General features: G+C 70.6%; 14 protein-coding genes. 5 read left to right on the forward strand and 9 right to left on the reverse strand.

What is annotated here, in order from left to right:
- Positions 1–5: 5 nt before the first annotated feature.
- From EV685_RS01870 to EV685_RS01890, 5 genes are all read right to left on the reverse strand, one after another.
- The gene (locus tag EV685_RS01870) at positions 6–1538 is read right to left on the reverse strand and encodes a malonate--CoA ligase (protein ID WP_130480285.1); all 1533 of its coding nucleotides are present in this window, start codon (positions 1536–1538) and stop codon (positions 6–8) included.
- Positions 1539–1593: 55 nt separating this feature from the next.
- Positions 1594–2391 (reverse strand): enoyl-CoA hydratase/isomerase family protein, encoded by a 798-nt coding sequence (locus EV685_RS01875; RefSeq protein WP_130480286.1) that lies wholly within the window; start codon positions 2389–2391, stop codon positions 1594–1596.
- 61 nt (positions 2392–2452) lie between these two features.
- Positions 2453–3475, reverse strand: a complete 1023-nt coding sequence (locus EV685_RS01880) for a Bug family tripartite tricarboxylate transporter substrate binding protein (protein ID WP_242615371.1) — start codon at positions 3473–3475, stop codon at positions 2453–2455.
- A gap of 75 nt (positions 3476–3550) precedes the next feature.
- On the reverse strand, positions 3551–4312 hold the full coding sequence (locus tag EV685_RS01885; protein ID WP_130480287.1) for a sulfite exporter TauE/SafE family protein: 762 nt from the start codon (positions 4310–4312) through the stop codon (positions 3551–3553).
- Positions 4309–4908, reverse strand: a complete 600-nt coding sequence (locus tag EV685_RS01890) for a malonic semialdehyde reductase (RefSeq protein ID WP_130480288.1) — start codon at positions 4906–4908, stop codon at positions 4309–4311. The genes EV685_RS01885 and EV685_RS01890 overlap by 4 nt, the downstream gene beginning before the upstream one ends.
- Before the next feature lie 73 nt (positions 4909–4981).
- Between EV685_RS01890 and EV685_RS01895 the strand changes: the two genes are divergently transcribed.
- Positions 4982–5413: a DUF1841 family protein gene (locus EV685_RS01895; RefSeq protein WP_130480289.1), complete on the forward strand. Its 432-nt coding sequence runs from the start codon at positions 4982–4984 to the stop codon at positions 5411–5413.
- 28 nt (positions 5414–5441) lie between these two features.
- On the opposite strand, the gene EV685_RS01900 is transcribed toward EV685_RS01895, so the two are convergent.
- The 4 genes from EV685_RS01900 to EV685_RS01915 all read right to left on the reverse strand — a co-directional run bounded on the left by EV685_RS01900 (position 5442) and on the right by EV685_RS01915 (position 7960).
- Positions 5442–5939 (reverse strand): hypothetical protein, encoded by a 498-nt coding sequence (locus EV685_RS01900; RefSeq protein WP_130480290.1) that lies wholly within the window; start codon positions 5937–5939, stop codon positions 5442–5444.
- A 132-nt stretch (positions 5940–6071) separates the two neighbouring features.
- Positions 6072–7139 carry a PA2778 family cysteine peptidase gene (locus EV685_RS01905; RefSeq protein ID WP_130480291.1) on the reverse strand — a complete coding sequence of 356 codons (1068 nt, stop codon included), beginning with the start codon at positions 7137–7139 and terminating at the stop codon, positions 6072–6074.
- Between the two features lie 5 nt (positions 7140–7144).
- Entirely contained in the window at positions 7145–7585 is a 441-nt protein-coding gene (locus EV685_RS01910; protein ID WP_130480292.1) for a PA2779 family protein, read from the reverse strand.
- 120 nt (positions 7586–7705) lie between these two features.
- Entirely contained in the window at positions 7706–7960 is a 255-nt protein-coding gene (locus tag EV685_RS01915) for a type II toxin-antitoxin system Phd/YefM family antitoxin (protein WP_130480293.1), read from the reverse strand.
- A 187-nt stretch (positions 7961–8147) separates the two neighbouring features.
- Here EV685_RS01915 and EV685_RS01920 point away from each other — a divergent pair, with 187 nt between their 5' ends.
- The 4 genes from EV685_RS01920 (at position 8148) to EV685_RS01935 (ending at position 11439) form a co-directional block, all read left to right on the forward strand.
- Positions 8148–9383 (forward strand): multidrug effflux MFS transporter, encoded by a 1236-nt coding sequence (locus tag EV685_RS01920; RefSeq protein ID WP_130480294.1) that lies wholly within the window; start codon positions 8148–8150, stop codon positions 9381–9383.
- 73 nt (positions 9384–9456) lie between these two features.
- Positions 9457–9747, forward strand: coding sequence for a hypothetical protein (locus tag EV685_RS01925; RefSeq protein ID WP_130480295.1), 291 nt, complete (start codon positions 9457–9459; stop codon positions 9745–9747).
- A gap of 4 nt (positions 9748–9751) precedes the next feature.
- Positions 9752–10738 (forward strand): tRNA (adenosine(37)-N6)-dimethylallyltransferase MiaA, encoded by a 987-nt coding sequence (gene miaA, locus EV685_RS01930; protein ID WP_242615372.1) that lies wholly within the window; start codon positions 9752–9754, stop codon positions 10736–10738.
- On the forward strand, positions 10735–11439 hold the full coding sequence (locus EV685_RS01935) for an ABC transporter ATP-binding protein (protein WP_207224740.1): 705 nt from the start codon (positions 10735–10737) through the stop codon (positions 11437–11439). Before miaA ends, EV685_RS01935 begins: the two co-directional genes overlap by 4 nt.
- Positions 11440–11505: the final 66 nt, after the last annotated feature.

Consider the following 11505-nt stretch of genomic DNA (forward strand, 5'->3'; position numbering starts at 1 on the left):
CCCTTTCAGCGCGCGAACAGACCCTGGTGCTGTTCGCGCAACAGGTTCTTCTGCACCTTGCCCATCGCGTTGCGCGGCAGGTCAGCGACCACGAAGGCGCGCTTGGGGACTTTGTAGTTGGCGATCTGCGACTTGAGCGCCGCCACCAGCGCGTCCGCGTCCAGCGTCACGCCGGCCTTGGGCACCATGACGGCCACCACGCCCTCGCCGAAGTCCGGGTGCGGCACGCCGATCACCGCCGACTCGGCCACGCCGGGCATGTCGTTGAGGTAGCCCTCGATCTCGGCCGGGTAGACGTTGTAGCCGCCGCTGATGATCAGGTCCTTGCTGCGGCCAACGATGGTCAGGTAGCCCCGGGCATCGAAGCGGCCGACGTCGCCGGTCTTGAACCAGCCATCGGCGGTGAACTCCTCGGCGGTCTTCTCGGGCATGCGCCAGTAGCCGCCAAAGACGTTCGGGCCGCGCACCTGCACATGCCCGATCTCATCGGCCGGCAGGTTGGCACCCGCATCGTCGACCACCCGCACGCCCACGCCCGGCAAGGCTGGTCCGACCGTTCCACCCACCCGTTCGCCGTCACTGGCGCGGCAGGGGTTGGAGGTCAGCATCACCGTTTCGCTCATGCCGTAGCGCTCCAGGATGACGTGGCCGGTGCGGTCCTCCCAGTCGCGGAAGGTCTCGATCAGCAGCGGTGCCGAGCCCGAGACGAACAGCCGCATGCGGGCACAGGCCGCGCGCGTCAGGCCGCCTTCCTGCAGCAGCCGCACGTAGAGCGTGGGCACGCCCATGAAAACCGTCGCGCGCGGCAGGCGTTCGATCACCGCGCGCGGGTCGAACTTCGCCAGCCAGAGCATCTTGCTGCCATTGAGCAGCGCGCCGTGGCTGGCCACGAACAGGCCATGCACATGGAAGATCGGCAAGGCATGGATCAGCACATCGCCGGGCTGCCAGTCCCACACGTCCTTGAGCACCTGCGCGTTCGACAGCAGGTTGGCGTGGCTGAGCATGGCGCCCTTGCTGCGCCCGGTCGTGCCGCTGGTGTAGAGGATGGCGGCGAGTTCGTCAGGCCCGCGACGGGCGATCTCATGCTGGTCGCTGAAGTGGCTGGCGCGTTCGAGCAGCGTGCCGCTGCGGTCGTCGTCGAGCGTGAAGACATGGGCCACGCCATGCTGGAAGGCCAGCTTGCTCAGCCACGGGAAGTTGCGCGAGGCGCAGACCACGACGGCCGGCTCGGCATTGCCGATGAAATAAGCCAGCTCGGCCTGCTGGTAGGCCGTGTTCAGCGGCAGGTAGACGAAGCCCGCACGCAGCGTGGCGAGGTAGAGCAGCAACGCCTCGACCGACTTCTCGGTGTGCGCGGCGATGCGGCTGCCGGCGGGGATGTCCAGGGAGGCCAGCAGGTTGGCGAGCATCGCGCTGGCGCGGTCGAGGTCGCGCCAGGAATAGACCAGGCCGGTGTCGGTCTCGATCGCGGCGGCATCGAGGTCGGCCGGGAAGGCGGCGCGCAGGGCGGCGAACAGGTTGGCGTTGGCGGTCATGTCGGGTCGTCGAAGGACAGGCAGGAACGGTGGATGCAGTGGCGCGTGCGTCGCCTCACGCGCCCTTGAAGCGGGGCATGCGCTTCTCGATGAAGGCGGTGATGCCCTCGCGGTGATCGGGGCCGCTGGCGTATTCGGCCAGCGCGGCGCGCTGCGTCTCGGTGAAGGTGAACTGGGCCGCCACCAGGCGCAGCGTGCGCTTGTTCAGGCGGGCGGCCAGCGGCGCACCGGCGGCGATGCGCTGGGCCGTCGCGGCGGCCTCGTCGGCCACCAGTTCGTCGGCGACGACGCGGTGAACGAGGCCGCGCTGGCGCGCCGTGCTGGCGTCCAGCAGGCGGGCTTCGAGCAGGATCTCGGCGGCGGTCGCCAGCCCCGCCACGCGCACCACGCCGGCCATCTCGTCAGGCGCCATCGGGAAGCCCAGCCGCGCGATCGGTGCGCCGAAGCGGGCACTCGCGCCCGCGATGCGCAGGTCGCACTGGCAGGCGATCTCCAGCCCACCGCCCACGCAGGCCCGCTCGATCTGCGCCACCAGCGGGATGTCGCAGCGGTAGAGCGCATCCAGCGCCGGGCCGACCACCTGCTCATGGAAATGGCGCAGCCGCTCGGGCTCGAAGCGGAAGGCAGGGAACTCCTCGATGTCGCCACCCGACACGAAGGTGCCGCCCTCGCCCCGCACGATCAGGCAACGCAGCGCCGGCGAGCGCTCGGCCAAACCGTCGAGCCGCTCGCGCAGCTGCTGCCACATCGCCACGCTCATCGCATTGAGCTTGCCGGGGTGGGACAAGGTCAGCACCGCCACGTCGGGCAGGCTGGCGTGGGGTTCGAGGCGGACCTCGGCGGCGACGGTCATGCGGGACTTCCTGGGTCGACGACAGCGCGCCAGTATCGCGGCGCGGACGGCGACGCCCGCCTCAGTCCAGCTTGGCGCCAGAGGCGTTCGCCACCTCGGCCCAGCGCTTGAGCTCGTTGGTCACGAAGTCGGCATAGGCCTTGCCGTACTGGTTGGGCAGCTCGGCGCCCAGGCCGTTCCAGACCGCCTTGATCTCGGGGGTGGCGTAGGCCTTGCGCAGCTCCTCGGTCATGCGCGCGATGGCCTCGGGCGGCGTCCCCTTGGGGGCCCACAGGCCGTACCAGGTCGCCACCTGATAGGTCGGCACACCGGCCTCGGCGGCGGTCGGCACGTCCGGGAAACCAGGTGCGCGCTGGCTGCCGGCCACCGCCAGCGCCTTGATGCGTCCGCCCTTGATGTGCGCGGCCGACGAGCCCAGGCCGTCGAACATCACGTCGACCTGACCGGCCATCAGATCCTGCAGGGCCGGTCCCGCGCCGCGGTACGGAATGTGGGTGATGAAGGTGCGCGTCTGCAGCTTGAACAGCTCGCCGGCCAGGTGGTGCGAGGTGCCGTTGCCCGCCGAGCCGTAGTTCAGCTTGCCCGGCTTGCTGCGCACTTCCTTCAGGAAATCGATCAGGTTGGTCGCAGCCACCTTCTGCGGGTTGACGACGATGACCTGCGGCACGCTGGCCAGCAGGGCAACCGGCACGAAGTCCTCTTGCAGCTTGTAGTCCAGCTTCGGGTACATGGCCGGTGCGATCGCGTGGTGCACCGCGCCCATGAACCAGGTGTAGCCATCGGGCGCGGCCTTGGCCGCCAGCGTCGCGCCGACGTTGCCGCCCGCCCCACCCTTGTTGTCGATGATGACCTGCATGCCCAGCTGCTTGGTGAGCTGGGCCGTCAGCGGACGCGCAAACGCATCGGTGCCACCGCCGGCCGGGAAGGGCACGACCCAGGTGATGGGCTTGCTCGGCCACGCCTGCGCCTGCACGCCGCCCGCGGCCAGCAAGGCACCCAAGCCGAGCCCCGTGGCCAGCAGCAAGCGACGACGCATCGCCGGTCGATCAAGGGTCTGGAAGAACGGCTGCGTCGACGGTGGCATGGAGGCTCCTGGGTTGGGATCGCGATCCTAGGCAGGCCACCCGCCCCTGCCCATCCGGGCTCACCCGCCGTTCGTTCAGCCGTGCGGCCAGATCCCGTCCATCAGCAGCTTCAGACCGGTCAGCAGCATGCCCAGCTGCACCAGGCGATAGAACCAGCGGGTCGACACCCGCCGGGTTGCCCAGACGCCCAGGATCACGCCGCCGGCCGCGACCGGCACCAGCACCGCCGAGGTGGCCAGGTTGCGGGCGTCGAACAGGCCCAGCAGCGCATAGGGCACCCATTTGGCGAGGTTGATGGTGGCGAAGAACACCGCCGAGGTGCCGGCATAGGCCAGCGGTTCCATCCGGCGCGGCAGCAGGGCCATCGCGATCGGCGGTCCGCCGCCATGGGCGACGAAGCTGGTGTAGCCCGACAGCAGCGCCAGCGTGGCGGTCTGGCCGTGGCCGGGCAGCGGTGCATCGGCGCGCGGCGGCCACACCAGCTGCTGGGCCAGGAACAGCAAGGTGATGACGCCCACGATGCCGGCCACCACATGCCCGGGCAGCAGGCCGAAGCTCAGCCAGCCGATCACGATGCCGGCCAGCCCGGCGGGCAGCAACTGCCTCAGGACTGCTCGGTCGAGCGAGCGGCGCAAGCTCCACAGCGCCATCGCGTCGGCCACCGCCAGCAGCGGCAGCATCACCGCAGCGGCCTGCGGCACCGGCATGGCGACCGCCAGCAGCGGCGTCGCCAGCGAGCCCATGCCCGAGGCGAAGCCCGACTTCGACAGACCCAGCAGCAGCACCGCCGGCAGCGCCACCCACCAGAAGGCGGGATCGGTGATGACGCCGGTCACAAGATGGCGCAGGCCGTGTCGAAGTCCAGCCGCGGCGCGCGCGGGCGCAGGGCCGCCGGATCACCGTGGCCGATGTTGCAGACCACCATCGACTTCAGGCCGGTGCCGGCGAAGAACTCGGCGTCCACGCCGGGGGCATCGAAGCCGCCCATCGGACCCGCGTCCAGGCCCAGAGAGCGCACCGCCAGGATGAAGTAGCCGATCTGCAGGCCCGCGTTCAAGGTCGAGGCACCCTCGCGCATCGCGAGCTTGTCGGCCAGCTGCTCGCGCAGGCCTTCGCGGTGCGGGGCCAGCGTCGGCAGATGCTGGTGGAAGTCGACGTCGCGGGCCAGGATTGCCACGGCCGGCGCCAGGCCGGTCTTGGCGCGGTTGCCATCGGCCATCAGCGGCAGCAAGCGGGCGCGGGCCTCGGGGCTCTGGACGAAGCGCACGCGCAGCGGCGAGAAGTTCATGGCCGTCGGACCCCATTTCGTCAGCTCGTAGAGCTGGCGCAACTGGGCGTCGCTGACCGGCTTGTCCAGCCAGGTGCCGTGGGTGCGTGCATCGGTGTAGAGGCGCGCCAGCGCGGCATCGTCAAGGGCAGTGTCAAAGGACATGGGGATGGGTTCGGATGAAGGGGGAAGGGCCCGCCGCGCGGAACGCGCGACCGGTGCACTGCACAATTCTCGGATGTTCACCCCCAGCCAGCACGACGTCCGCCGTTTCTTCTGCAAGACCTGGCGCCAGCACCAGGCCAGCGAGCCCCTGTCGCCGATGGAGACGCTGGCCGCCGAGTGGATCGCCCGCCACCCCGAATACCACGCCGACCTGGCCGACGAAGCCGCCGCGCTGGCCGCCGTCTACACGGTCGACGACGGCCGCACGAATCCCTTTCTGCACCTGTCCATGCACCTGTCGATCAGCGAACAGTGCTCGATCGACCAGCCGCGCGGCATCCGTCAGGCGGTCGAGCTGCTGGCCGCCAAACGTGGCGAGCTGCATGACGCGCACCACGAGGTGATGGACTGCCTCGGCGAGATGCTCTGGCAGTCCCAGCGCAGCGGCCTGCCGCCCGATCCGCACGCCTACCTCGACGCGGTGCGGCGGCGCGCGACGCGCTGAACAACACCCGCCCCGCGTCGCCTCGCCCTCAGCGCAGTGTTTGGGGCTGTGCTTTGGGCAGCCGTCGACCCTGATCGTCGTACAGGTCCAGCTCCAGCAAGCCGGCAGCCGGGACGGGCAGCAAGACCCGCAGGTCGCGCCTGCCGATCTCGGGCGGATCGAGGTCGACCGGCCAGACCTCGTGATCGACCGTCTGACCGTCGACCAGCGTGAGCCGAAGCCGCCAGGCAGCCAGCCGGAGCGGTTCGGTCTGCGGGGTGGGTGGATCGGCCGTGGCCACGACCGGGGCGAAGCTGACCTGGCCGCCCGCCACCTGGGCGTGAACCCGCCAGGAGCCTTGCACCGGCGCGGTCCAGGACGGCTGCTCCGGGCTCTTCGGCTCGTCGTTGGCATGGGCCAGTTCGTCGTCGTCCGGGAAAGCTCGGCCGCTGTCGCCCCCTCCGCCACAGGCCGCCAGCGCCAGGGTGGCCAGCAGGACCAGGCCCCGAGTCCACCGACCCCATCGGGCCCTGAAAGTTGTCGTCATCGTCCGTCCTCGAAAAGTGCTTCAGCAGGGATGAACTTTTCTCGGTCGGACGAACGGCCTCAATGACACGTTTGAGGCAAACCCGAGCATCGGCTCCCCAGGTCTAGGGAGGCGCTTGCGGAAGCTTTCAGATCAAGGCGGCGGGAGCAGGTCGAGCAGGCCCAGCTCGGCCGCGCTCTCACGCACGACGGTCAGCCAGCGCGGCTCGCCGGTCGCAGCAGCGACTTGGGCCTGTTCGACCGCCCGGGCCAGCGCGGCGCGTGCCTCGGCTGGGCGACCGCGACGGGCCTCGACATGTGCAAGGTTGTTGGCCAGCGCCGCGCCGGGCGACGCGGCCAGCGCGCGCTGAAGGAGCGCCGCAGCCTCGTCCAGCCGGCCCGCGTCGACCAGCCGGTTGGACGCGCCCAGCGCCACCACGGGACGCAGTGCGGCATCCGTCGACGACGCGGCCAAGGCCAGCCACACCGCCAGCGCATCGGCCGGCGCGGCCACGCGGTCGACGTCCAGCGCGGCCTGTTCAAGCGCCACCACGTCTTGATCGAGCGGCAGTTCACCGGGCTTCAACAGCAGCGCCGACCAGTGGCCGGCGCGCGCCCAGGTGTGTTCGAAGGTCTCCCACGGCAGGCGCTGCGCCGGTTCGTCACCGCTGCGCAGGATCAGCTCGCGGGTCTGGCGGTCATGGCCGACCAGCACCGCGTAGTGCCAGCGCGCGAACCAGGGGCCATACCAGGCGCCCGGCCCGCCCAGGCCCAGGTTCTGCAACACGACCACCGGACGGCCAGCGTCGAGTTCATCGAACAGGCCGGACAAGGTCTGCGGACCGCGCAGCGTGTAGGCCCCGTAGCGCCGGCCGGCGGCCAGCATCTCGGTGGTCAGGCTGCCGCCGCGTGCCGGCAGGTAGGAGGCCGAGGCCAGCACCGCCGGATCCGCCGGTCGACCGATGGCCGCCAGCGCACTGGCCAGCGCCAGCGGCCCGCAATGGCGCGCCTGCGCCGCATCGGTCGGCGCGAAGAACGGCACATCGACCAGTTCGGTGCGCAGCGGCCGCCCGGCCGGCGGGCCGGCTGAACGCCCGGCTGAACGCATCTGCGCGACCAGTTCGGCCGTCTGCGGCGGCGGAAACAAGCTGGCGCAGCCACCCAGTCCGAGCGTGAGCACCAGCAGGCTCGTGCCGACCCAGGCCGGCACGGCGGATCGCATGAGGCTCAGCGGATCGAGCGGGTGAACGGAAAGATCTTCGTGAAGCCGAGGATGTCGGTCACCAGCAGCACCAGGAAGACAAACACCACCGTGTCGAGCACCCCGCTCGCACCAGCGGGCGCCTGATCCATCTCGGCGGCCAGGGCCTGCGCCTGACTGTCGCTCAAGGCGGCGATGCGCAAGCGGGCCTGGGCAGGATCGACGCCCCGGTCGACCAGTGCCTGCACAACCTCGGGCCGGTCGACGGCAGCCAGCAACTGACGTTGTGCCGGGCCCAGGCTGGCCTGCGCCTGCGCATCGGCCAAGACCTCGGCGCCCACCATGCCGGCCTGCGCCGTGCCCACCACACCGCCGAAGCTCAGGCTGGTGATGACCAGGCTGGCAAGCAGGCGACGGGCGATCGAAGGACGTTGGATGGCGAACGACGGGGTGCGGTCAGCACACATGGCAAGACTCCTGAAACGGTCACGTTGGCGATGCTTGCCGCCCGAAAACCCAAGCGGCATCCGAGCAGGAATCTAGCGCAGTGGGAGGGGTGGGGTGTGACGACTTGCACGCTCGTCGGGTCAAAGGTTCTGGAGGTCGACGGCCTCAGGCACCTCGCCAGCCGCCAGTCTTGTTGACGCCAGCTCGTCCAGCTCGAAATTCTCAAGTCGATCCATCAAGGCGTCGTAGGCGGGCGCCGGCACGCAGTAGAAGACCGGCACGTTGCGACGGAGGATGGCGACTGGACAGCCTTCACCAGCGGCCAGGATCGCCGAAGGATTGCGCCTGAAATCGGAGATGCTGGCGGTGCTGGAAGCCATGATGGCGCGTGACATGTGGACCCCTCGATGTTTTGACCAGCCATGCTAGTTGCCGCAAAAGATCCGCCCGCAATGGATCAGTCCGCTGCCGATTCCGGTTTCTGGTCCAGACACGCTCGCCTGACGGACCTCGTGCCCACAACGCGGCTTCGCACCCTCACGTTCGCGCGGGCTTCCAAGGCCGGCTGATACGCTTCCGGGCATGTCGTTCTCCTCACCTGCGAACACTGCCTCAGCACGGCCTTCGCGCGCCACCTTCACCGCCACCCAAGCCGCCATCACCCTCGCGCTCTGCCTGGGCCTGCAGCCGGCCACCACCGACCTTTATCTGCCCGCCCTGCCGCTGCTGACGCGCGAGCTGGGCACGGTGGTGTCGACCGCGCAGCTCACCATGTCGACGCTGATCCTGGCCTTCGGGCTGGCGCAGCTGGTCTGGGGCCCGGTGGCCGACCGCTATGGGCGTCGGCCGGTGCTGCTGCTGGGCATCGTGCTCTACACGCTGGCGGTGCTGGCGGGCATGAGCGCGCCGAACATCGGTTTCCTGATCGTCGCCCGAGGCGCGCAAGGTGCGGCGCTGGCCGCGCTGGTGGTCGTCGCCCGGGCCATGGTGCGTGACCTTTACGCGCCGGCCGAAGGCACGCGGGTCATGTCCTGGGCCATGTCGGGACTGGGCCTGATCGCCATCGGCAGCCCCTTGCTCGGCGGCTGGGTGACGTCGGCCTGGGGCTGGCGCGCGCCCTTCGCGGTGGTCGCCTTGTTCGGCCTGACCATCGCCGCCTGGATCTGGCGCGTCGTGCCCGAGACCATCCCGCAGACCAACCCCGCCGCGCTGCAGATCGGCCCGCTGCTGGCAAGCTGGCGGCGCATCCTGGCCCACCGAAACTTTCTGGCGTGGTCAGGACTGACCAGCGCCACCTACGCCGGCCTGTTCCTGTTTCTGGCCGGCTCGCCCTTCGTCTACATCAACGTGCTGGGCCTGAGCCCGGCCGCCTTTGGCCTGGCGTTGTGCAGCAGCTCGGTCGCCTACCTGGCGGGCACCTTCATGTGCCGCCGCTGGCTGGTCCGCCACGGCCCCGTCGGCGCGGTCCAGCGGGCGGCCTGGTGGACGCTGGCCGGCGGCCTGACGCTCGCTGCCCTGTCGCTCGCCGGCATCCAGACCGTGTGGGCCGTGCTGCTGCCCCAGCTGGCCTATGCCTTCGCCCACGCCACCCACCAGAGCTGCGGTCAGGCGGGCGCGGTCAGCCAGTTCCCGCGCGAAGCCGGCGCGGCATCAGCCCTCGCGGGCTTCCTGCTCGCCGCCGTCGCCTTCGGTGTCGGCAACCTGCTGGGCATCACGCTCGACCACACCACCCGCCCGCTGGCCCTGGGCATCGCGATCGCGTCGGTGCTGACGGCGGGGGTGGGGTGGACGATGGTGAGACGGTTTGGGCAGGGCTGATGCGCAGGGCGGCCGGCCCGAGAATCAAGCCATCCAGCACCACATCCGATCGACCGCTCATGAGAGACCACCCATGGACGCCCGGCAACGAGAAGCCCAGCTCTTGATCCGATGCACCGCCGTCGCGCGTGACGTCGCGCCGCCAGCGGCGGACCCTTGTGAAGCCCATGTGTTCCCTTTGGCTGCCCGGGTCGTTCAATCGCGTTTTCCGGTCGAGTCCTCACGGCTGCTGCAGGCCAGCGAGCGTTACGTCGAGGCCCACCCTGACACGCGGCTGGCGTCCGCAGACGTGGTTCGACAGGGCTGGATCGTGGACCTGCCGCGCCTGCGCGACTTGTTGAGCCATGAACTCGGGGGACGATGAGGTGATGACCGCCTCTGTTCACCGCCCCCCCTGGCTCGCCATCGCCGGCCCCACCGCCAGTGGCAAGACCGCCGCCGCACTCGCCATCGTGCGGGCGCAGCGGGCGCGGGGCGGGCCCGAGGTCGAGGTCATCAGCGTCGACTCGGCGCTGGTCTATCGGGGCATGGACATCGGCACGGCCAAGCCGAGCGCGGCGGAGCGCTCGGAGGTGCGGCATCACCTGATCGACCTGATCGAGCCGACCGGCGCGTATTCGGCGGCCGAGTTCGCGCAGGCTGCGACGCGGCTGGTCGACGAGATCCATGCGCGGGGCGCGCGGGCCTTGCTGGTGGGCGGGACGATGCTGTACTTCAAGGCCTGGCTCGAGGGCATCGACCCGCTGCCCGCCGCCGACCCCGCCGTGCGGGCCGACATCGACGAGCGCGCCCGCCGGCTCGGCTGGCCGGCCCTGCATGCGGAACTGGCCCGCATCGACCCGGTCACCGCCGCCCGCCTGGCACCGGCCGATGCGCAGCGGGTGCAGCGGGCGCTGGAGGTCCACGCGCTGACCGGCCAGCCGCTGTCGGCCCTGCACCAGCGTCAACACCAGCCCGATGCGCCCTCTCCCGCCGGGCCGGGCACGCTGATCGCGCTGGAGCCCGCCTCGCGCGCCTGGCTGCACCAGCGCATCGCCGATCGCTACGCGCAGATGCTCGATGCCGGCCTGGTCGACGAGGTGCGGCGCTTGCGCGCGCGGGGTGACCTCGATGCCGCTCTGCCCTCGATGCGCTGCGTCGGCTACCGGCAGACCTGGGAGATGCTCGACGGCCAGTTCCCCGCCGCCGAGCTGGCGCCACGTGGCATCGCCGCGACCCGTCAACTCGCCAAGCGCCAGCTGACCTGGCTGCGCAGCATGCCCGCCCGGCGCGTGCTCGCCTGCGATGCGCCGGACCTGCTGGCTCAGGTCCTGAGCCTGGCCGAGCAGGCCGACTTCCTCATGCCCAGCCCATGAACGACGACCTGCGTAGAACCCCGCCGCCACTGCTAGCCGTGCGCGGCCTGGCCAAGCACTACGGCGCCACGCCGGTGTTCCGCCACATCGACCTGGATCTGGCGGCCGGCGAGGTGGTGGCGCTGCTGGGGGCCTCGGGCGTGGGCAAGTCCAGCCTGCTGAACTGCATCGCCGGGCTGGACGCGGCCGATGCCGGCGAGATCGTGCTGCTGGGCCAACGGGTCGACCGGCTGAGCGAGCCGGATGCGGCCGCGCTGCGGCGGCGCTCGCTGGGCTTTGTCTTCCAGGCCTTCCACCTGCTGCCGCACCTGAGCGTGGCCGACAACGTCGCCCTGCCGCTGTTGCTGCTGGGCCAGCGCGAGGCCACCGCCGTCGACGCCCGCGTGGCCGAGGTGCTCGACGGCGTCGGCCTGACGGGCTACCAGCGCCGCCATCCGCGCGAGCTGTCGGGCGGGCAGTTGCAGCGGGTGGCGATCGCGCGGGCGCTGGTGCACAAGCCGGCCTTGATCCTGGCCGACGAGCCGACCGGCAACCTCGACCCGGTCAGCGCCGCCCAGGTGCTGGACCTGCTGTGCCGGCAGGCCCGCGAGCAAGGCGCGGGCTGTCTGATCGTGACCCATGCGAGCGACGCCGCGCAGCGCGCTGACCGCGTCTTGCGGCTGCGCAGTGACGGGGTCGACGCTAGGATCCCAATCGATTGAGCACGGTCAAGGCTGCCACGCCAGAATTGACCGAAAGTGAAACTTTCGCCGGCCCTGCGCCGGTCC

Origin of the sequence: Sphaerotilus mobilis, assembly GCF_004216565.1 — a bacterium.
In the GTDB taxonomy this organism is placed as follows: Bacteria; Pseudomonadota; Gammaproteobacteria; order Burkholderiales; family Burkholderiaceae_C; genus Sphaerotilus; species Sphaerotilus mobilis.